The following is a 20,247-nucleotide window of genomic DNA, read 5'->3' as shown; positions in this document are numbered from 1 at the left end:
GGTTACTTGCTGCGGGAAAGAATTTCTTCGCCGATTTGGCCGGCAGCGATTTCGCGCAGGGCGGTTACAGTTGGTTTGTTGTTGCGGATGTCGTCCACCAGCGGCATGGAGCCGTTGGCCAGCTGGCGGGCGCGGTAGGCGGCGGCCAGGGTGAGGTTGAAGTGGTTGGGGATACGGCTGATGCAGTCTTCTACAGTAATACGTGCCATGATGTGTTCCTTAAATATGTTGTGAATTAAATGGGGTAAATGTTTTCAGGTGGCCTATTGGCAGGTTGAAGCTGCCTGAAAAGATTAATTCGGAATTGGCTCAGGCGTTTTCGCTACCGCCAAGCAGTTTGGTGAGGAAGGGCGTTTGGTTTTCCAAATGAAAACGCTGGGATTTGATAATGTGCAGCAGGGCAGCTTCGGCGGCAGTGAGGTCGTCGTTGATCACTAGGTAGTCGAACAGGCGTGCCTGTTCGATTTCGTTGTGCGCTTCGGCCAGCCGCACAGCAATCACCTGCGGGGCATCGGCGGCGCGCTGGCGCAGGCGCTGTTCCAAAGTGCCTAAGGAGGGCGGGGCGATGAAGATGCTGTAGGCCTGTGGCAGCTGGCGGCGGATTTGCTCCGCGCCTTGGGTGTCGATTTCGAGGATAACATCGGTGCCTTGGCGGGTGAGGCTTTCCAGGCTTTGGGTGCTGGTGCCGTAGTAGTTGCCGTACACTTTGGCGTATTCCACGAACTGCCCTTCTTCTATCATGCGCTCGAATTCGGGCACGCTGACGAAGTGGTAGTGTTTGCCGTTTTCCTCGCCGCGGCGCGGGGCGCGGGTGGTGTGGGAAACGGACACGCGGATGTCGGAATGGTGCTGCAGCAGCCGGGCGATCAGCGTGGTTTTGCCTGTGCCGGAAGCGGCGGAAATAACGAAAATATTGCCTTGCATGATGCGGGGAATCTTGGTGGAAGTTCGGGCGTATTATCGCATAGCGCCCAAGGCTTTGAAAGGGCGGCGGCCAAGGCCGGGCACTTGCCGGCGCGCGGTTTTCAGGTAGCCTTTACTCAGGCGGGCTACCTGAAAACCGAAAGCCCCGTGCTTTTGCTTTTGCGGGAAACGGGGTAAAATTATGCTTTCCAAAGTGGGCATTTCATCATGACCAAATTTATTTTCGTAACCGGCGGAGTGGTATCTTCCTTAGGGAAAGGTATCGCCGCCGCTTCTATTGCCGCCATTCTTGAATCGCGCGGGCTGAACGTAACCATGCTTAAGCTGGATCCGTATATCAACGTGGATCCTGGTACGATGAGCCCCTTCCAGCACGGCGAGGTGTTCGTGACCGAAGACGGCGCGGAAACCGACCTCGACCTCGGCCACTACGAACGTTTTATCGATGCCAAGCTCACCCGCGCCAACAGCTTCAGCGCCGGGCAGGTGTATGAAAACGTGATTGCCAAAGAGCGGCGCGGCGACTATTTGGGCGGCACGGTGCAGGTGATTCCGCACATCACTGATGAAATCAAACGCCGCATCCACGAAGGCGCGGCCAATAAAGACGTGGCCATCGTGGAAATCGGCGGCACGGTGGGCGACATCGAATCGCTGCCGTTTTTGGAAGCCATCCGCCAGATGCGCAGCCAGCTCGGCCGCGCCAACACCCTGTTCGTCCACTTAAGCTACGTCCCCTACATCGCCGCCGCCGGCGAAATCAAAACCAAGCCCACCCAGCATTCGGTGAAAGAATTGCGTGAAATCGGCATCCAGCCCGACGTGCTCATCTGCCGTATGGACAGGCCGCTGCCCGAAGAAGAACGGCGCAAAATCGCCCTCTTCTGCAACGTGGAAGAGCGCGCCGTCATCGGCTGCTACGATGCCGACAGCATCTACAAAATCCCCGAAATGCTGCACGGCCAGGGCATCGACGATGCTATTTGCGAGCAGCTCCAGCTCAACATCCGCCAGGCCGACCTCACCGAATGGCGCAAAATCGTGTATGCCATCGAGCATCCGAAGCACACCGTGCACATCGCCATGGTGGGCAAATATGTAGACCTAACCGAATCCTACAAATCGCTCAGCGAAGCCCTGAAACACGCCGGTATCCACACCGAAACCGAAGTGCGCATCTCCTATATCGACAGCGAAAACATCGAAACCGAAGGCACGGGCTGCCTGAAAAACTTCGATGCCATTCTCGTGCCCGGCGGTTTCGGCGTGCGCGGCGTGGAAGGCAAAATCGCCGCCGCCCGCTATGCCCGCGAAAACAAAGTGCCCTATTTGGGCATCTGCCTCGGCATGCAGATTGCGCTCATCGAGTTTGCCCGCCACATGGCCGGCCTAGAAGGCGCCAACTCCACCGAATTCGATTTGAAAACGTCCTATCCCGTGGTGGCGCTGATTGATGAATGGCAAACCGCCGACGGCGCGGTGGAAAAACGCGACGAACACGCCGATTTGGGCGGCACCATGCGCTTGGGTGCGCAGGAAGTGGCGCTTGCCGACGGCAGCCTGGCCGCCGCCATCTACGGCAGCACCAACATCAAAGAACGCCACCGCCACCGCTATGAAGTAAACAACCGTTTCGTTCCGGCGCTGGAAAAGGCCGGGCTGGTAATCAGCGGCGTATCCGGCGGGCGCGAACGTTTGGTGGAAACCATCGAGCTGCCGCAGGGCGCGCACCCCTGGTTCTTCGCCAGCCAGTTCCATCCCGAATTCACTTCCACTCCGCGCAAAGGGCATCCGCTGTTCACCTCGTTTGTGAAAGCTGCCCTGCAGCATAAAGAGTAAGTAAGATTGGTATGCCAGAGGCTACCTGAAAAACCGGATGCAAACGCAGCCGAGCTTTTCAGGTAGCCTTTTATTTGGTCGGCAGGCCGAGCGATTATGCCGATGATTGGCTATGCACAGATGATTGTTTGGCTGGCCATTATTTGCAGCAATCAGGAAAAAGCACATGACCGAGCCAGAGTTGTTACGGCGTTTTGACCAAGCATTAACCGATATTGCCCAACTTGCCGAAGCGATTGGCGAGCAACATTGGAAGCAGGCTTTTTTCGATCGGGCACTGCAGACCTTGGCAAACGAATCGCTGCCGGAGTGCGAACGCTTGCAGCTGGTGTGCGAGCAAACCCATGTATTCGGCGGTATGGGCTCTTGGAACGATTCTCCGCCGTTCTCCGCCGCCGAGCACGGCTTACTGGAAGAGTTTGAGCAAACCACCGCCGCGCTGTATGAAATACGTTCGGCCGCCATCGTGCATTTGAGGCGGCGGGGCAGGGGGCAAGGGTAGGGTCGGGTTTGGATGCACTGTTTGGCATGCCCGACAGCCGCGGCAAAAGGCTACCTGAAAGCGTGAGCTTCAACGGAGTTAAAACGTAGCGCAGCGAAGTTTCTGCGAAGCTAAAATTTTTCAGGTAGCCTCAAATATGGGTTGGTTATGCCGCGTGTTTGGCCGTGCTGGGATTAGTTGAAGTGGTCGTTGCAGCTAATCCGCCGATCGCCGATGGATTCCCAGTGGTAGTCCACTACGATGTCGTTGGCGTCGGTGTAGTAGGTTTGGTAGAGGTTGTGCCCGTAGCAGACATCGCTATAGTAGCTGGTAATGATGGGGCCGTTTAGGCTGCGGCCTTCGAATTGACGGCCGGCGTAGCGGGTACGGTAGTAGTTATAGGTGTAGGCGTAGCGGTTGTTGCCCACTTTGCGGCGTCCGGCATTGGGGCGGCCGCCGTGTTCGCGGAACACTTCGCTGATGTGCTGGCCGACGTGGCGCTGCATGGTGTCGTCGAGGGTGGCGCAGCCGGCCATCAGGAAAACGGCGGCGGCAATCAGGCCGAGACGCGACAGATTTTTAACGCGCGGGGGAGGGAGTGCTGTATACATGGATTGCTCCTTGCTGGTTAAAATTACAAGGGATACTACAGACGGCAGGATGGGTTGGCAAGCAAAAGGCTACCTGAAAAATTAGCTTCGGTTTGACTGCGTTGAAGCTGCATTTTCAGGTAGCCTTTTGCCCGGCGGCCGATGCTTATTTGAGAGAATCCAACAGACCGCTCAAATCCAGCAGGAAGAGCAGGGTGAAGCCGGTGAGGTAGATCAGGCCGATGATGGCAAGGAAGTTCATGCTGGCGGTGAGCTTATGGCGCTTGTCGCCTTTCACCAGGCGGTAGTTCAGCCAGGCAAATACGGGGGCGGAGAGGAAGGCGGTGATCATGGCGAATTTGAGCAGCTCGGCCATGGCGCTGTTGAACCAAAAAATCACGGCCAAGCCGGAGCCGGCCACCCAGATATTCCAGGCGAAAAGCTCGATGTTGCCGGTTTTATCGCGGCCGCGCAGCAGGCGGATGGGCTCGGCAATGGCGCGGGCGTAGCCGTCCACTACGGTGATAGTGGTGCCGTACATACAGGCGAAGGCGATGAAGGCCACCAGCGGGCGCGATCAGTCGCTGATGGTGACGGCATACATATTGATCAGCTGGTTCACGTATTTGCCGCCCGCCATCTGCACTTCTTCGCCGTTGCCGTATTGCACATAGGCACCCAGGGCGAGGAACACCACGGCCAGCACCGCGCTGGTGATGAAGCCGACGTTGAAGTCGAAAATACCGTCGCGGTAGCTGGAAGGATTAAGCTGTTGTTTTTCGGTAACCCACAGCGAAGTGATGGCCGAAATTTCAATCGGCGCCGGCATCCAGCCCATCAGCGCAATCAGGAAACTCAAGCCCGCCAGCGTCCACGGCGTGGGCTCAACAAAGCCGGGCTTCATCTGCATGCCGCGCGACATGGCGATGGCCGCCGCCACGGTGGCGATGGTGAGGCTGACGATGATGATTTTGGAGACGTTGTCCAAAGCTTTGTAGCACCCACTGGCGAGAATAATCAGGCAGGAAGCCATAATCAGTGCGGCGATGGCGCCCGTGTCCAGCGTGAGCGAGGGAATCGCCATTTTCACGATGGCAGCGGTGACCACGGCCACCGCCGCCGGCGTTGATGGTGGCCGAGGCCACACACAAAATCAGGAACACCCACAGGTAAACGGGGCTTTTTTCGGCATAGCCTTCAATCAGGCTTTTGCCCATGTCCAGCGTGTAGTATGCGCTGAAGCGGAAGAAGGGGTATTTGAACAGGTTGGTGAGGATGATGATCAGCGCCAGCTGCCAGCCGAAGCCATCATGATGCCGGGGCCCAAGGCGTTGATCTTGCTTTTCCAAGTGGAAGCGTGTGTGTGGTGTTCAGACATGTTTCTTTTCCGCCGTTGCGGGCGGTCTTCACGAAAAAAGGGCGCATTTTAACGTAAATCAAAACGCGCCCTGATAAATATTCGGCTATTTTGTGTTTTATTTTTTAAAAATAAAGGAAATAAAGATAAAAAATTCATGTTTTTCGGCATATTATGCTTGAAATCTTTTTTTCAGGTAGCCTGCTATCGCTTTTTGCCCATCATCAACCGTGCCAAAAATAACGCACGATGTGGAAGAAAATCGGCGCGGCAAAGCAGATGGAATCCACGCGGTCGAGCATGCCGCCGTGGCCGCGTATCATATTGCCCCAGTCTTTTACGCCGTAATCGCGTTTGATGGCCGACATCACCAGCCCGCCGAAGAAACCCATTAGGCAAATAGTGAAACCGATGGCGGCAGCCTGGCCGTGGCTAAACGGCGTAATCGGCGACATCAATGCGGCAAGCGCGGTGGCAGACAAAATGCCGCCCACCGTGCCGGATATGGTTTTAGACGGGGAAAGCGAGGGCATGATTTTGGCACCGCCCACCAATTTGCCCCAAACGTATTGCAACACGTCTGAAGCCTGTACCACGCCGATCAGGAAAATCAGCAACAGGATATTGCCGCTGCTGTCGAAGCCGTCTAAGTTGAGGAACATCAGGGCGGGCACATGGGAGAGGCAGAAGATGCAGATCATCGCCATCCATTGCGTTTTGGCAGCGCGTTCGAGGAAATGGGCGGTTTGGCCGCTCAGGCTGGCGATAATCGGCAACACCAGAAAGCCGTAAACGGGAATGAAAATGCTGAACATGCCGTACCAGCCGTCATAAACAAAATAATATTGCACCGGCAGCAGTAGGTAGAAGCAGGTGACCATGCTGTAATAATCGCTGCGGCGGCGATAAACAAGGGTCATGAATTCGCGCAGGGCGGCAAACGAAATCAGGAAAAACAACACCACCGTGCCGGCTTTGCCGAACCAGAAGGCAGCCAGCAGCACCAGTGTCATCAGCCACCAAGCGTAGATGCGGGCGTTGAGGTTGGCGATGGTGGCATTGCCTGCACCGTTTTTGCGTTTCAGCCATTGCCCGATGATGCTGGCGAAAATCAATACGGCGAATACGCCGGTAAAGATATAGCCTGCCTGCGGGGTGAGATGGGCGGCGGTTTGTTCGGTAATGATTTGGCTGGATGTGTTGGCAAAGCTCATGATGCTTCTCCTGTGTTTTGGTGCGGCTCAGCGTGTCCGTTTGGGCGAACCTCGTTGCCCTTGTTTTGACGAAGCTCGCTCCGTTCGCTTTCAGACGGTTTCAAAGCCAGCAGGGCTTCGCGAGTGCGGGCGAGGAAGGTTTCTTTGTCTTCATCTTCGTGCAGGGTCAGCGGTTCGCCGATGTGGACTTCGCACAACAACGGCACGGGCAGCACTTTGCCTTTGGGCAGGACGCGGTTGATGTTGTCTATCCAGATCGGCACAAATTCGGTGTCGGGCTTGCTTTTTGCTAGATGATAAATGCCTGATTTGAAAGGGAGCAGGATTTCGTTTTCGTCCGTATTGCGTGTGCCTTCGGGGAAGATAATCAGCGAATCGCCCGCTTGGAGCGCATGGTTCATCTGCTCGGTAATCAATTGCGGATTGTCGCTGTGGCGCGGAATCAAGAGCGCGTTGAAGACGTTTTGGATGATGAAGCGTTTGAGTTTGTTGGTCAGCCAGTAATCCGAGCCGGCAACGGGGCGTGTGGAAAGCCGCCAGCGGCGCGGCAGGGAAATCCACACCAACAAGAAATCACCGTGGCTGCCGTGATTGGCGTAATACACTTTCTGCTGCGGGTTGAACACCAACTCGCGCGAGCTTTTGGGTTGGACGCCGGTGAGGAAGGATACCGACAGGCACAGTGCTTGGTCGGTAAGCCAGGCAAGTTGTTTTTTAATGAAATTTTTCATGGCATCAATAGCATTAGAGAAGTTGGATTAGGAAAATTGCTGATTGCGCCGCAGTCAGATAAAGGCTTTTGCGCCACAAAGCAATCGCGCCTGCTACACGCTGCGGCATGGATAGGCTACCTGAAACGCGGCGCAAGCCGGTTTGCCGCAGGGTTTGGTCGAAGGCTTCAGGGCTGTAGCGACTATCGGCAAAATCTTGGAACACGCGACGGTCGAATTCGATGCGGATGTGGTAGTACAACAGCGCCGCCGCCAAGACAAGCTGCACCGCCGACCACACGCCGCCGCGTTGCGCAGACAAAGCCAGCAGCAAGACGTTGAATACGGCGGTATAGCGGGCGGTGGCAAGCAGTCGGGCGGTAATCAGGCTGTCGGTTGCTGGTGTCGTGTTCATGGGTTTCTTCTTATTTCAGTAGAGAAAAAATAGCTTAATAGAATAACCGGTAGGCAAATCCTGCTAAATCGAACTAAATCGAATGGAAATCCTGCGTTGCCGCCAAAATGTCGGCCGTGGGGGTGAGTGTGGCTTCCACAATGCTTTTTCCCGTGGTGGTCAAATAGGTTTGAATCAGGTGGTAGCCATAGGCATATCCTGCCGCATAGGGCAGCCCGACAGGTTGATACCCTTGCTGAGCCGCGATTTCGTCGCCGTACAGATAGGGAGCCATTTCCGCCATGCCGGTCATGCCGAGCCGTTCGGAAATTACGGGTTTGATTTTCGTCAGGGCGGTTTCATCCGTTTCCGTTACCCACGGCCCGATGAGTCGGTGGCCAAACAGTTCTGCCACAAAGGATTCCGCCAAGCCTTCACTGATTACCCAATCAGCCAGCGTGGTTTTGCTACTCCATTTGGCAAACTGGAAGCGTACGTTATGGTTGCATTCGTGGGCGATGGCGGCTGGCAGGCGCGGTAGGGTGTAGTCGTTGGGCAAGATGCTCATCATGATGTAGCCGGGAATGCCGCCGTCGCCGAGATAGCCTTTGTTGAGGGCGAGCATTTGGCTATGCAGGCTGCCGAGCAGGATGGTGAAGGTGTAATCACGCACGGAAAGGCGGCAGTATGCGTCAAACATGGCAAGACTTTTTTCTATGGTGTCGCGGCAGGACTGCCAGAGTTCATCGCTGCCGATGGCGGCAATAGCGGGGCGGTCGGCTTCGCTGATGTCGGCAGGCATCCGGTGTGCCCAGCTCAGAAGCATCATGGCATCAAAGCGGCCGGGTTCTTTGGCCTTTAGCGGGATATTTTGTGTTTGGAATTTATCTTTAAACGGCCATAACACCTCGGCGATGAAATGGTTTTCTCGCTCTGCCTGCGGCAGCTCCAACAGCTTGAGGTATGCTTTATCGGAGCGGATGATGTTGATGTTCATGAAATTTCCTTTTGCGTTAGATCAAGCTTCGGCACGGCTTTTGGCATTCAGCCGGAATGTCGGGCATCAATGTCGGGCTGGCTGTGAGCTTGTTTTTTCAGGTAGCCTGCTGCCGCTTCTACTGCTTTTGCCGTTTCCAGCGACAGCACCATCTGCGGGCGGGTCTGTTTCAGTTCTGCCGTCGCCTGCGCTAAATCCCGGCAGCCGCCGTAAACCAGCAGCCAAGTAAGCACCACCGCCGCGCTGCGTCCGTAGCCCAGCGCGCAACAGGTCAGAACCTTGCCGCGTTGTCGGTCAGATAGGCAAAAGCGACTATCGATAACGACACGCTGATCCACAACATCCACAACCACGCGCCGCCTAAAAAGGATGGCAGTGCCGACAATACCGCGCCCGCCAGATACAGCATGGCGATTTTGATTTCGCGGGAATGTGTTGCGGGGGAAGTTTTGGCTTCACAGAAACTCGCTTCGCTCGTTTTCAGACGACCTGTTTGACTGTCAGGCTGTGCTACGGACAAGCTTCGTCCTCTGAAAGGCGATACACCGTGTTGCGGTATTACCCACAACACCAGCCAGCCCAGCAGTGCTCCGGTCGGCACATCGATAAAGTGGTGTTGGTAAGTCGTCAGTACCGACAAAGCAATCAGGCTTTGCCACAACAAAATCGGCAAACGGATTTTGGGAAACCGCGTCCAATAAAACGCACCGACAATGATAGACAGCGCGATATGCAGCGATGGTGCTTGGTTGTACGGCAAGTCAAACGCTACCAACGAATCAAAAAGCCAACCCCACAGCCCGTCGGTAGGCGGCTTCGGCCAGCCGAAATGCAGCGGAAACAGCATGAAGCAAGTAGTGGCAATAATTTGCGCCGATACCAACCGTGCGACGTAGCGGTTTTGTTCACGCGTATCTCGACAAAGGAAAAACGCCGCCGCATACATGAGGTTCAACGACCAATAAGGCAAAATCGTCCATTCCCAAAATGGAATGTTGCGCTCCCACGCAAAAGCGATTTCCGGCACATAGGCCAGCGATGCCGCGTAATGGTTGGACAGGCCGTAGCTGGTGTAGAACAGCACGCCGACCAAAACAAGCTTGAACAGTGAGGTTTTCAGGGTGGGTTTCATGGAGAGGATTGTAAATATTCAATGTAAATCAGATGAAATCCGCTTTCAATACAAGGCATGCCAACAATGCAGCAGAAATTAAGTTAATTTGTCATACTTAGAGGTATGATATTATTTTACTATTGCATTGGTTGAATATTTTTGCCGGAAGACTACAATACCGCCTGCTGTTTGGGCAGATTATTCATTTGCTTTAGAACAACACAGGCAGCTTGAGGCTACCTGAAAAATTTCTTGATGCTCAATTAGGAGTCATAACCATTATGAAACTATTATCTGTTGTTACTGCGGCTGCGCTGGCTGCCATTTCCCTGAGTGCTGCGGCTGCGCCCGGCGGCATGGTTTCCTACACCTGCGACAACGGCAAACAGTTGAACGTGTTGTATGAGTTCAACCGCCAAGGCAAGCCGGTAAGCGCTGCGGTTAATGCCGCCGGTACGCAGGTAAACCTGGCTTATAACAGAAGACAGTCCGACAGCACCGGTACCACCTTTACCAACCGTCGCGGCTACTCTCTGTCTGCCGGCTACATCGACAGAAACACCCACACCACCTCCGACGTGGTGGGCTTAACCGCTCCTGGCGGCCGTTTCGTGGTGAAAAACTGTTCACCTGTAAACGCCGGTAACTAAGATTTCTCGATAAAAGGCCGTCTGATTTTCAGGCGGCCTTTTCTTATTTTATTTCTTCACCGCCAGGCTCACGGTGAAAATACCGTATTCGTCTATCCATTGGCGGATTTTTTCAAAACCGGCTTTCTCAACCAGCTGATCCATTTCCCGCTGGCTGCGGCGGCGCATCACCCAGTTCGGGCTGCCTGCTTTGTGGCTGGTCAGTGCGCGCGCAATCATTTCGAGCTGCGGATGCCACGGCTGGCCGGTGTAAATCAGGTAACCGCCCGTTTCAATCGCATCGCCGAAGCCGTAGAGCGAGTTCAAAATCAAATCGTTGTCGGCAAACAATTCGTGCAGGCCGGAAACGATGCCCAGCGTGGGACGGGGCTGCAAATCCTGATAATTGGCGCGGTCGTAGGCATTGACCTCGTTGAAAGTAACCGTGTCTTGCAGGCCGCGTTCGGCAATCAGCTTGCGTCCGGCTTCGACGTTAATCGGACTGTAATCGCGCAGGCGCACGGAATCGGGCAAAGTATCGGCAGTCAGCGCGTCGAGCACATAACGGCCGTGTCCCGAGGCAATATCGAGAACGTGTACGGGTTTACCCGCTTCGCGCAGCTTGGCAGAGGCTGTCTGAATCGCTTTGCCGATATTGATTTTGCGTTGGCGGATGCCGCGCCAGCCGATGGCATTGAGATAGTGTTTGTCCACCGCCACACCAAAGGCATTGCTGCCCTGCGGTTGGTTGCGGTACACATAATCGAGTGTGCTGCCGGAGTCGTAGCCGGTTTCCTTGCCGATTTTCAAACCTTCGCTCCAGCGCGCGCCAAGGTCGAGAGCGGCGCGGTAAACCGCCCAGAATGCGCCGCGCGGCGAACAAATAGGCAAAGGCGTGGCCAGTTCGTCGGCTTCGCGGCGGCTTTCGCCGTGCAAGTGGGCTTGGGTCAAATCGACTTGATATAAAGGCTGATTGAAACGTTCGCGGATAAAACGGCGCATTTCAACAAAAGCGATTTCGCGGTTTTGCTCGCCCAATGTGTCGTGATAGAAGCCGTTCAGAATATGGCGTTCTTTGATGCGGCTGCCCAAACGGTTGTAGAAATCGTGTTGCGGTTTGTGATGAACAACCCAGTCACTGCCGGAAATCAAAAGCTGCAAGGGCGTGGTAATTGCCTGTGCGTCGGCGACGACGCGTTCGGCAGCCTCATACAAACCGAGCAGGATGCGCACGGAAATGGCGCGGGCGATGAGCGGATCGTTGTCATAGCTGGTTTGGCGTTCTTGGTTGTGGGTCAGGTAGTGGGCTTTGACGTAGCTGTTGACAAAGAAATTGCCGCGCCATTTCTGCATGATTTTCAGGCCGGTACGGGCGAAAGGGACGTAGAGTTTGACTTTGAAGGCGGGTGATGCCAATACGGCGCAACGGATTTTCGGCGCGTAGTCGTGCAGCCAAGTGGAAACCAATACCGCGCCGACGCTTTGCGCGATCACGCAGATGTTTTCAGGCTTGATGCCGTATTCGCTTTGGATGTGGCGGATAAAGTCGTCCACATCGGCAACGGAAGTACCGATGCTGGGGCTGTCGCCGCGTTCGCCGGGGCTGTGTCCATGACCGCGCGCGTCCCATGCGAAATAGGCAAAATCGTCGAAACCGAGTTCGTCGGCAACAAACATCATCCGGCCGGAATGCTCGTGGCCGCGGTGAAACAGCACGATGGCTTTATCGGCCGAGCCGTCGGCAGCGGGGCAGTAGCGGTAGAAAAGTTCGGTGCCGTCTTGGGTGGCGAAGTGTTTTTGCTGTTCCTGCATATGTGTACTCCTTGGTGAGATACCTTTTAAAGAGGCTACCTGAAAATCGGTTTGATGCGTTTTCAGGTAGCCTTTAATAGTTAAGATTGGCTGCCCAAACGTTTATCTGGGCGGGTAAACAAGAAAATGAATAAGGAAGTGAGCGCGCCCAGCGTGTCGGAGAGCATGTCTTTTTGCGCGTCCCAAATATCGCCTTGCGAGCCGAGCACTTCTATGCCGGCCTGGCCGCCGTCAATCACGGCATACTGCCATTCAATGATTTCGTAAGCGGCTGCCACGCTCATGATGAAGAACAGGGAAAAGAATAAGGCAATCGGCACACGGCAGAGTTTGCGGCGCAGCAGCCATTCGGCCATCGGGTAGGCATAAAAACCAATGATGTAGTGCCCAACGCGGTCGAAATGGTTACGCCCTTCGCCCAAAAGTGGGGCGAGCAGGCGGTTGGCCCAATCGAAGGGCACGTCGGCGAAGGTGTAGTGTGCGCCGATGGTGTGCATAATCAGCCAGAAGCTCATGAACACATAGGCCAGGTTGCTAAAGCGGAACAGGCGGTAAGTGGCAATGAGCGCGAAAAATACGGCGGACACGGGGATGATTTCGGCATACCAAACGGCACGGTCGGACGGGTTGATGCCCGACCAGACGATGAGTGCGGAGATGAAAATGGTAAGCAGGAGGGGGATGATGGGGAAGGATTTTTGCATAGGGGTTGATGTGTGGGATAAATGTTGACCGATTTTAATTTTGTTGGGAGGCTACCTGAAAAATCAATAATCCAAATTCCTTTGAAGATGTTTCAGCATCACAATCACAAACAAGGCGGGTGCGAAGGATAGCATAAACAATTAGCACGGCGGCCGGAATCGAACGCGGGATGGGCTGCACGGCCATCACCAGCAACCAAACGGTTGCCCCGGCAAAGGCGAGTGTGGCGATGCTGAAAAAAGCCACGGCAAACCAAACCTAGATTTTGGTAACGCAGCGCTCAAAGCGGCTGTATTGCCCGCTTTCCCGCACGGCTTCTAAATAGGCATCTAAGAAGACCAAGCCCACGCAGATGGCAACGCCCAACCACAGCCCTTTGCTGTGCCAACCGGTTTTCCCGGCGAAACGATAAGTGTAGATGGTGATAATCAGTAGGAAGCCATAGTCCAAGCATTGAATACTTTTTTCATGATCGGTTTTTCAGGTAGCCTTTAATCCGTTGATAATGCGCTTATAGCAGGTGTAAACCAATGCCGCGCAGACCAGCCACATGAGGGCGTAGAAAGCGATATGAAAACTGCCTACTGCCGCATACCACACCGCCAGCACGCCGATAAAGAACGCGCGGTCGCTTTTGCCGAATGGGCCGTCATAACGCCGCCCGTTACCGTGCACCTGTCCCAGCACGCCGCAAAATTCTGTCATAGCTGCAAGCCAAATAAATAGGGCAATTTGCAGGCCGCCGAAAGGGGCGATAAAGGCAAAAGGCAGATACAGCGCGGCATCGGCGGCTACGTCGGTGATCTCGTTCAGGTAGCCGCCCAAGGCTGATTGTTGGTCAAACTCGCGTGCCAGCATACCGTCCACCGCGTTCAACACCATACGCAGAAACAGCCACACGGGCATGAGCCAAAACAGCACGGGAAAGTGTGCCAAGCAAGACAGCAGCAGCCCGAGCGCAATGGATATTGCACAGGCAAACACAGTTACCTGATTGGCCGTTCCCCCTTTCTGATACAACCACCGCACCAGCGGGCGCAGCAGGTTTTGGAATTTGGGTTTAAGGGCGTAGATGCTCATGGTGTGCGGTCTCGATGGTGGGTGGTTGTATTATAGATGAAATGGGTTAAGGATTGCTGTTTGTTGTGTATCAAAATGAAGCATTTAGCCGCATTTTCAGCAAGTGTCGGCAGTGGGATTGGTGTGTTTGCACGCAATGGTACAACTAGGTTTGTAAGCCGATGGATAATGGAATTTAGGAATTGTCAGGAATTTGTATATAAGGGTAAAATACGCGGATAACTCAACCCGATGGTTTGCCTGCATGGCGGATTGTTGGGGGAACCGATAAATATTACTTTTGGAAGCAACACCGCTGGAAAGGGAAAACAAAAATGTTGATGGCGTTTATATTGGGATTCTGGTGCCTTTGGATGGGCGAGCGTGAGCCAAGCGTATTGTTGGAGGGGCTGTTTTTTGCCATTATCGCTATTGTGGCCAATGGGTTTATGCAGTGGCAGATGCCCAACATGGATACGGTATGGGTTTTGCAGTGGGGCTTAGTTTGGGCTTGGGCTGCGCTAATGATGTTTGTAGTGGATACCTTTGGCTCGAACTTGGGTATCCGTTTGGTGGTGGCCTTGGTGGCCGGTGGCGGTTACTTTTGGCTTGAGCAAAACGGCTGCGGATTGGCTGCCAGCTGGCTAGGCACAGAAGCAAAATGTGTGCAGGAGGCGGTAACAGCTTCGCAATTTGGATAACAGCAAAATACTTGCTGTGTTTGGAAGGCTACCTTAAATTTTAGTTTCACAGAAACTTTGCTGCGCTGCGTTTTAACTTCATTGAAGCTGACACTTTCAGTGGCCTTTGGCGCTGTTCTAGTTTGCTTTCGTATAACCTTTGGCTTATTGCTTTAGATAAGAAAATGTATCTCGGCTGTTAAGATGCTATGTTGAATAAGGCTACCTGAAAAGTTACTAGGGGTTCAGGTAGTTTTTTATTGTATACTGAAGAAGTACATATGTGCCGTAATTTGGTTTGCTATTGCGGCCAAGCAACTTGAATCTGCATCAGGGCAAGAGGCAGCACAACGCCCAGATAAAATGGCATAGGCGTTTCTAGGTAGTAGCCTATGCCGTTTTGATGCCTGTTGTGGATATGAGCAGCTGCTTACACTACGGCTTCTTCTTTCTGCTTCTGCGGTTTGTGGATGTTTTCGCGAGTGAGGCCAAAGAAGAGGAGTAGCGGGCTGGCTACCAGTACAGAGGAGTAGATGCCGAACACGATGCCGATAGTGAGCGCGATGGCAAAGCCGTGCAGGGCGGCCCCGCCGAATACCAGCATGGATACCACCATGGCTTCGGTGGAACCGTGGGTGATGATGGTACGGCTCATGGTGGCGGTAATGGCGTTATTGATAATCTGCGGGATGGTTTTGCCGCGCATAGCGGGTTTGTGGATATTTTCGCGGATACGGTCGAACACCACCACCGATTCGTTCACCGAATAGCCGAGAACGGCCAGGATGCCGGCCAGCACGGTGAGCGAAAACTCCCATTGAAACAGGGCAAAGCAGCCGAGAATCACCACCACGTCGTGCATATTGGCGATGATGGCGGATACGGCGAAGCGCCATTCGAAGCGCACGGAGAGGTAGATGATGATGCCGATCACCACCATGCCCAAGGCCAACAGGCCGTGGGTAACCAGCTCTTCGCCCACCTGCGGGCCGATGAATTCAACCTTGCGCAGGCTGGCATCGGCATGGTCTTTGCGCAGTAGTTCCAATACGTTGTTGGAGAGCTGGGCAGAGGTCATGTCTTGGCGGTTGGGTAGGCGGATCATCAGCTGCTTGTTGGTGCCCAGGTTTTGCACTTGGGCTTCGCCCATTTTGAGCTCGTTCAGGCGGGTGCGCACTTGGTTCGGGTCGGCGCCTTCTTTAGCGTATTGCACTTCGATAACGGTGCCGCCGGTGAACTCAACCGAGTAGTTGAGCCCTTTGGTGACGAGGAAAACCACGGCGGCGATGAACGTAATCAGCGAAATCAGGGTGGTGATTTTGCCGTAGCTCATGAACGGGATGTCGTGTTTCAAACGGTGGAAGAAATCCATCTTAGTGCTCCTTGGCGGTAGGCAGGGTGATGCCGATGGACAAATTACTCAGTTTGCGGCGGCGGCCATACCAGAGGTTAACGAAGGTACGGGAAACCACTACGGATGAGAACATGGAAGTGAGGATGCCGATACAGTGCACCACGGCAAAACCGCGCACCGCGCCGGAACCGAACACCAAGAGGGCAATACCGGCAATCAGAGAGGTGATGTTGGAGTCGACGATGGTGTCCCAAGCGTGGCGGTAGCCTTCGCTGATGGCCTGCTGCGGGCTGATACCGTCGCGCAGCTCTTCGCGGATACGCTCGTTAATCAGCACGTTGGAGTCGATGGCCATACCGAGCGTGAGCGCAATGGCCGCAATGCCGGGCAGGGTGAGCGTGGCTTGCAGAAGCGACAAAATTGCAACTAGGAACAACAGGTTGGCGGTAAGCGCCAGTACGGAGAAGATGCCGAACAGGCGGTAGTACACCACCATAAAGGCAGCCACAACCAAGAAGCCCCACAGCGTGGAGTGGAAACCTTTTTGGATGTTTTCCTTACCCATAGACGGGCCGATGGTACGCTCTTCGATGATTTCCATCGGCGCAGCCAGCGAGCCGGCGCGCAGCAGCAGCGCGGTGTCGTTGGCTTCGGCCACGTTCATGCTACCTGAAATCTGCACATTGCCGCCGGGAATCGGTTCGTTGATGGTCGGCGCGGTAACGATTTCGGCTTTGCCTTGGTCGATCAGGATCATGGCGGTGCGACGGCCGACGTTGTTGCGGGTAAGGTCGGCGAAGATGCTGGTGCCGGCGTTGTCGAGCTTCAGGTTTACCGATGGGCGGTTGTCGTGGGTGAAGCCGGCTTGGGCATCGTTGATGTTGTCGCCGGTGAATTCCACCTGCTTGCTCACCAACAGCTGGCCGCCTTCGGCGGTGGGCAGCAATTCATAGCCGGCTGGCACGTTGCCGGCTTCCGCCTGTTGCAGCAGCGCGGGGTCGTCGGCCACCATGCGCACTTCCAGCGTGGCGGTGCGGCCGATGATGTCTTTGGCTTTGGCGGTGTCTTGCACGCCGGGCAGCTGCACCACGATGCGGTCGGGGCCGGCTTGCTGGATAATCGGTTCGGCCACGCCCAATTCGTTCACGCGGTTGTGCAGGGTGTTGATGTTTTGCTTCACGGCGGCATCGCGGATTTGCGTTTGGGTGGCCTCGGGCAGGCTCACCACCAAGTTGTTGCCGTCAGCCCTCAATTCCGCATCCGGAGCAGTTTCTTTCAGTTTGGGCAGGGCGGCCTGCAGGGTAGCTGCATCTTGGAAAGGCACAATCAGCGTATCGCCGCTGCGGCGCATATTGCCGGTGCGGATTTTATCTTTGCGCAGCTGGCGGCGGAAATCGCCGGAGATACGGTCGAAGGTTTTGTCCACTGCTGCGTGCATGTCTACACGCATGGTGAAGTGCACGCCGCCGCGCAGGTCGAGACCGAGGAACATCGGGTTGGCGCCAAGCTTGGTCATCCAGTCGGGGGTGTTGGCAATCAGGTTGAGGGCGATGATGTAGTTGTCGCCCAATTTCTGCTCGATAACGTCGCGGGCTTTGCTCTGCAACTCTTCATTGGGCAGGCGCACGCGCAGGCTGCCGTCGGCAATAAACATGCCGTTGTGCTGGATGTTGGCTGCCTTCAGCGCCTCTTCCACGGCTTGTTCGGTGGTTTGATCGATGTGGATCGACTGGCGGTTGGTGGAAACCTGCACGGCTGGGGTTTCGCCGTAGAGGTTGGGCAGGGCGTAGATGGCGGATACAACGATAACCAGCCCAATCAGCAGGTATTTCCAAAGCGGATAACGGTTCATAACGGGCTTTCAGAAACGGAAAACGGGCAGCATGGCTGGAATGCGGCTGCTGCGCCGTAGGAAAAGGTTAGTTGTCGAGCTTTTTGATGATGGCGTCGCGGTGGAAATCGACCACGGTGTTGGGGGCAACTTCTAGGCCGATGATTTCTTCGCCAATTTTGGAAACTTTGCCGAGCATGCCGGCGCCGGTCATCACTTTGTCGCCTTTTTTCAGTTCGCTGAGCATCTCGCGGCGGCGCTTCTCGTCACGCTGTTTCGGCCGGAGAATCATGAAGTAGAGCATGGCGAAGAGGAAAATCAGCGGGAGGAAACTCTGAATGGTACTCATCAGGTCGGGCTGGGCCGCGGCGGCGAGTGGGAAATGCAACATGGGGCAAGACTCCAAAAAGAAAAATGAAAGTGTGCCATTGTAAACGGGCGGCGGGGTTTTTCCAACCCGTGCAACAGAAATTTAAGCGAGGTTGCCATGGGGCTGGAGGATTTTGTGGTGGGCAGGTGTACGGCGGGCTGAAATTTTGTTGGGTTGGGCTTTACCCCTATCCCTATCAGCAGTATTAACACAGGCTACCTGAAACAATCTGCGGCATTGCGGATAGGGGTTTCAGGTAGCCTGTTAAATTTTCAGGTAGCCTTCCTAAGCGGTGGAAAGGCTACCTGAAAATATTCCTGCGCGGGTTTGGCTAATCTAAGGCCAAATGCTGTGCGCTCACACCTTCGGGTGATACGACAAGGCAGCCGCCTTCTTTGCCATACCAGTCTTGCAGCACAAAACGGGTGAAGCTTTGGCCGTTGGGCAGGGTGTGCCGGTGGGTGGCCGGGCGGTGAGTATGGCCGTGGATAAGATCAGCGCCGGGGTGTTGCACCATCAGGGCGGATACCGCTTCCTCGGTTACGTCGGAAACGGCGCTTTTGCCATTTTCGGCTTTGCCGCGTTCGCTCATCTGGCGGATTTGCTGTGCCAGCAGGCGGCGTTCGGCCAGAGGTTTGGCGAGGATGGCGGCCTGCCATTGCGGCTGACGCGATTGGGCGCGGAACTGCATATAGGGCAGGTCGGCGGTGCAGAGTTCGTCGCCGTGGGTGAGCAGGTAGGGGCGGCCGTAGAGAGTAAGCGGATGCTGCTCGGGCAGCAGGGTCATGCTGCTGCGGTTAGCGAAGTCTTGGCCGAGCAGGAAATCGCGGTTGCCGGGGATGAAATACACAGGTTTGTGTTGGGCGAATGCTTTTAATTCGGCGGCGATATGATCGGTGAAGGGGGTGCGGTCGTCGTCACCTACCCAGGCGTCGAACAGGTCGCCGAGGATGTAGAGAGCATCGGCCGTGCTTTGCCATTGATGTAGCTGGCGCAGGAAGAGTTCGGTGAGCTCGGGGCTGTGCTCGGAGAGGTGGAGGTCGGCGATAAAGATGGTTTGGCTCATGGTTTAGGCGAAGATTTCGGAATAACGTTCTGGGGAAAAGCCGATGTGGACGCGACCTTGGTGTTCGAGCACGGGGCGTTTGATGACGGAGGGCTGTGCCTGCATCAGGGCGATGGCGCCTTCGCGGCTGTCGGCGGCAGTTTGTTCGGCCGGGCTGAGTTTGCGCCAAGTGGTGCCTTTGCGGTTGATGAGAACATCTGCACCAACGGCATCGAGCCAATGGGCGAGTTGTTCGGGCGTGGGGGCTTCGGTTTTGAAATTAACGAAGGCATGGGGCACTTGTTTTTCGTCCAGCCAGGCGCGGGCTTTTTTCACGGTGGCGCAGTTGGGGATGCCGTAGAGGGTGGTCATTATTGTGTATAATCCTTGCCGATTGAAACGCCCGCCATTGTACGGGTAGGATGTTTTTTTGTCATGGCGTGGCATGGGTTGTGTCAGGATGTATTTGATTTTGGAGAATTTATGAAACATTGGATATGGGCGGCCTTGGCTGCCGGTTTGCTGGCCGGTTGCGGTGCGCAGGAAGCAGGCAAGGGGCAGTTTCGGGATGTGCTGGCGCGTTATGCGGCGGCAAACGAAGTGTGCTTGCCGTTGGCTTTGGATGCCGACGGAGCTGCGCCGCTGCTGGGCTCGGAGCGGATTGTGCTGCCGCGCCGTGATGTGGAAGATAAACGCATCAATGAAGCAGCCGTCAAGCAGATGCGAGCTTTGGAGAGTGCCGGATTATATGAGCGCTTGAAAGAGGGCGATGACGAAGTAGCGTTGGTGTTCGCGCTCACCGAAAACGGGCGCAAACATACACGCGCCGGCTTAAACGGGCCGCTGTTCTGCCTGGGGCATGAACATGTGGATAAAGTGCAGTACTACACTGAGCCGGCCACCAACGCTGCCGGCCTCACCGTATCCCGCGTGGTGTATGAGGGCAGCATCACGATGGACGGCTGGGCAAAACGCTTAGTGCGCCAGGGCAGCGAAGCTTGGCAGAACCGCCTGCCGCTGAAGCGGGTGGAGCAGGCCACGCTGGTGAAAACCAACGACGGCTGGCGCGATATGCGCGAACTGCCGCCTGCCGAAGGCGTGGCGCAGACCGCGCAGTAGCAACGGTTTCAGGCTACCTGAAA

The 20,247-nt window shown here is 55.2% G+C and carries 22 protein-coding genes and 2 pseudogenes; 5 read left to right on the top strand and 19 right to left on the bottom strand.

Going from position 1 to position 20,247, the window contains the following annotated elements; translation table 11 throughout:
- Positions 1–2: 2 nt before the first annotated feature.
- On the bottom strand, positions 3–209 hold the full coding sequence (gene rpoZ / locus A7P96_RS04395; protein ID WP_067442656.1) for a DNA-directed RNA polymerase subunit omega: 207 nt from the start codon (positions 207–209) through the stop codon (positions 3–5).
- 100 nt (positions 210–309) lie between these two features.
- Positions 310–924: a guanylate kinase gene (gmk, locus tag A7P96_RS04390; RefSeq protein WP_067525052.1), complete on the bottom strand. Its 615-nt coding sequence runs from the start codon at positions 922–924 to the stop codon at positions 310–312.
- A 207-nt stretch (positions 925–1,131) separates the two neighbouring features.
- Between gmk and A7P96_RS04385 the strand changes: the two genes are divergently transcribed.
- Positions 1,132–2,763: a CTP synthase gene (locus A7P96_RS04385; protein ID WP_067525050.1), complete on the top strand. Its 1,632-nt coding sequence runs from the start codon at positions 1,132–1,134 to the stop codon at positions 2,761–2,763.
- A gap of 166 nt (positions 2,764–2,929) precedes the next feature.
- Entirely contained in the window at positions 2,930–3,265 is a 336-nt protein-coding gene (locus tag A7P96_RS04380; protein WP_067525048.1) for an NADH dehydrogenase, read from the top strand.
- Between the two features lie 173 nt (positions 3,266–3,438).
- On the opposite strand, the gene A7P96_RS04375 is transcribed toward A7P96_RS04380, so the two are convergent.
- The 7 genes and pseudogenes from A7P96_RS04375 to A7P96_RS04345 all read right to left on the bottom strand — a co-directional run bounded on the left by A7P96_RS04375 (position 3,439) and on the right by A7P96_RS04345 (position 9,638).
- Positions 3,439–3,855, bottom strand: a complete 417-nt coding sequence (locus tag A7P96_RS04375; protein ID WP_067525046.1) for a hypothetical protein — start codon at positions 3,853–3,855, stop codon at positions 3,439–3,441.
- Positions 3,856–4,000: 145 nt separating this feature from the next.
- Positions 4,001–5,212, bottom strand: a pseudogene (locus tag A7P96_RS04370) (divalent metal cation transporter).
- Between the two features lie 203 nt (positions 5,213–5,415).
- The gene (locus A7P96_RS04365) at positions 5,416–6,405 is read right to left on the bottom strand and encodes a phosphatidate cytidylyltransferase (protein ID WP_067525044.1); all 990 of its coding nucleotides are present in this window, start codon (positions 6,403–6,405) and stop codon (positions 5,416–5,418) included.
- Entirely contained in the window at positions 6,402–7,136 is a 735-nt protein-coding gene (locus A7P96_RS04360; RefSeq protein ID WP_067525042.1) for a lysophospholipid acyltransferase family protein, read from the bottom strand. Before A7P96_RS04360 ends, A7P96_RS04365 begins: the two co-directional genes overlap by 4 nt.
- Before the next feature lie 13 nt (positions 7,137–7,149).
- Positions 7,150–7,530, bottom strand: coding sequence for a hypothetical protein (locus A7P96_RS04355; RefSeq protein ID WP_067525040.1), 381 nt, complete (start codon positions 7,528–7,530; stop codon positions 7,150–7,152).
- Positions 7,531–7,603: 73 nt separating this feature from the next.
- The gene (locus tag A7P96_RS04350; RefSeq protein ID WP_067525038.1) at positions 7,604–8,506 is read right to left on the bottom strand and encodes a DUF2268 domain-containing protein; all 903 of its coding nucleotides are present in this window, start codon (positions 8,504–8,506) and stop codon (positions 7,604–7,606) included.
- 47 nt (positions 8,507–8,553) lie between these two features.
- Positions 8,554–9,638, bottom strand: a pseudogene (locus A7P96_RS04345) (phosphatase PAP2/dual specificity phosphatase family protein).
- A 263-nt stretch (positions 9,639–9,901) separates the two neighbouring features.
- Here A7P96_RS04345 and A7P96_RS04340 point away from each other — a divergent pair.
- The gene (locus A7P96_RS04340) at positions 9,902–10,270 is read left to right on the top strand and encodes an adhesin (protein WP_067525036.1); all 369 of its coding nucleotides are present in this window, start codon (positions 9,902–9,904) and stop codon (positions 10,268–10,270) included.
- Between the two features lie 48 nt (positions 10,271–10,318).
- On the opposite strand, the gene A7P96_RS04335 is transcribed toward A7P96_RS04340, so the two are convergent.
- The 5 genes from A7P96_RS04335 to A7P96_RS04320 all read right to left on the bottom strand — a co-directional run bounded on the left by A7P96_RS04335 (position 10,319) and on the right by A7P96_RS04320 (position 13,846).
- Positions 10,319–12,061, bottom strand: coding sequence for a bifunctional alpha/beta hydrolase/class I SAM-dependent methyltransferase (locus tag A7P96_RS04335; RefSeq protein WP_067525034.1), 1,743 nt, complete (start codon positions 12,059–12,061; stop codon positions 10,319–10,321).
- Between the two features lie 80 nt (positions 12,062–12,141).
- Positions 12,142–12,765: a DUF2238 domain-containing protein gene (locus A7P96_RS04330; protein WP_067525032.1), complete on the bottom strand. Its 624-nt coding sequence runs from the start codon at positions 12,763–12,765 to the stop codon at positions 12,142–12,144.
- A gap of 34 nt (positions 12,766–12,799) precedes the next feature.
- Positions 12,800–13,012: a hypothetical protein gene (locus A7P96_RS10680; RefSeq protein ID WP_156496266.1), complete on the bottom strand. Its 213-nt coding sequence runs from the start codon at positions 13,010–13,012 to the stop codon at positions 12,800–12,802.
- A 12-nt stretch (positions 13,013–13,024) separates the two neighbouring features.
- Positions 13,025–13,216 (bottom strand): hypothetical protein, encoded by a 192-nt coding sequence (locus A7P96_RS04325; protein ID WP_067525030.1) that lies wholly within the window; start codon positions 13,214–13,216, stop codon positions 13,025–13,027.
- 30 nt (positions 13,217–13,246) lie between these two features.
- Positions 13,247–13,846, bottom strand: coding sequence for a CDP-alcohol phosphatidyltransferase family protein (locus A7P96_RS04320; RefSeq protein WP_067525028.1), 600 nt, complete (start codon positions 13,844–13,846; stop codon positions 13,247–13,249).
- Positions 13,847–14,082: 236 nt separating this feature from the next.
- On the opposite strand from A7P96_RS04320, the gene A7P96_RS04315 reads away from it, so the two are divergent.
- On the top strand, positions 14,083–14,526 hold the full coding sequence (locus A7P96_RS04315) for a diacylglyceryl transferase (protein WP_231863632.1): 444 nt from the start codon (positions 14,083–14,085) through the stop codon (positions 14,524–14,526).
- Between the two features lie 409 nt (positions 14,527–14,935).
- Here the strand turns inward: A7P96_RS04315 and secF are convergent, their stop codons facing one another.
- From secF to A7P96_RS04290, 5 genes are all read right to left on the bottom strand, one after another.
- Complete coding sequence (gene secF, locus A7P96_RS04310; RefSeq protein WP_067525024.1) at positions 14,936–15,877, bottom strand: protein translocase subunit SecF; 942 nt, start codon at positions 15,875–15,877, stop codon at positions 14,936–14,938.
- 1 nt (position 15,878) lies between these two features.
- Positions 15,879–17,711, bottom strand: a complete 1,833-nt coding sequence (gene secD, locus A7P96_RS04305) for a protein translocase subunit SecD (protein WP_067525022.1) — start codon at positions 17,709–17,711, stop codon at positions 15,879–15,881.
- Positions 17,712–17,778: 67 nt separating this feature from the next.
- Positions 17,779–18,081: a preprotein translocase subunit YajC gene (gene yajC, locus A7P96_RS04300; RefSeq protein WP_067525020.1), complete on the bottom strand. Its 303-nt coding sequence runs from the start codon at positions 18,079–18,081 to the stop codon at positions 17,779–17,781.
- A gap of 310 nt (positions 18,082–18,391) precedes the next feature.
- The gene (locus A7P96_RS04295) at positions 18,392–19,126 is read right to left on the bottom strand and encodes a UDP-2,3-diacylglucosamine diphosphatase (protein WP_067525018.1); all 735 of its coding nucleotides are present in this window, start codon (positions 19,124–19,126) and stop codon (positions 18,392–18,394) included.
- Positions 19,127–19,129: 3 nt separating this feature from the next.
- Positions 19,130–19,477, bottom strand: coding sequence for an arsenate reductase (locus A7P96_RS04290; protein WP_067525016.1), 348 nt, complete (start codon positions 19,475–19,477; stop codon positions 19,130–19,132).
- 111 nt (positions 19,478–19,588) lie between these two features.
- Here A7P96_RS04290 and A7P96_RS04285 point away from each other — a divergent pair, with 111 nt between their 5' ends.
- Positions 19,589–20,224: a hypothetical protein gene (locus A7P96_RS04285; protein WP_067525014.1), complete on the top strand. Its 636-nt coding sequence runs from the start codon at positions 19,589–19,591 to the stop codon at positions 20,222–20,224.
- The last annotated feature ends 23 nt before the right edge of the window (positions 20,225–20,247 follow it).

Source organism: Eikenella sp. NML03-A-027 (assembly GCF_001648395.1).
Lineage (GTDB): Bacteria > Pseudomonadota > Gammaproteobacteria > Burkholderiales > Neisseriaceae > Eikenella > Eikenella exigua.
The sequence above is the reverse complement of the archived record's forward strand: the minus strand, read 5'-3'. Positions and strand labels throughout refer to the sequence as shown.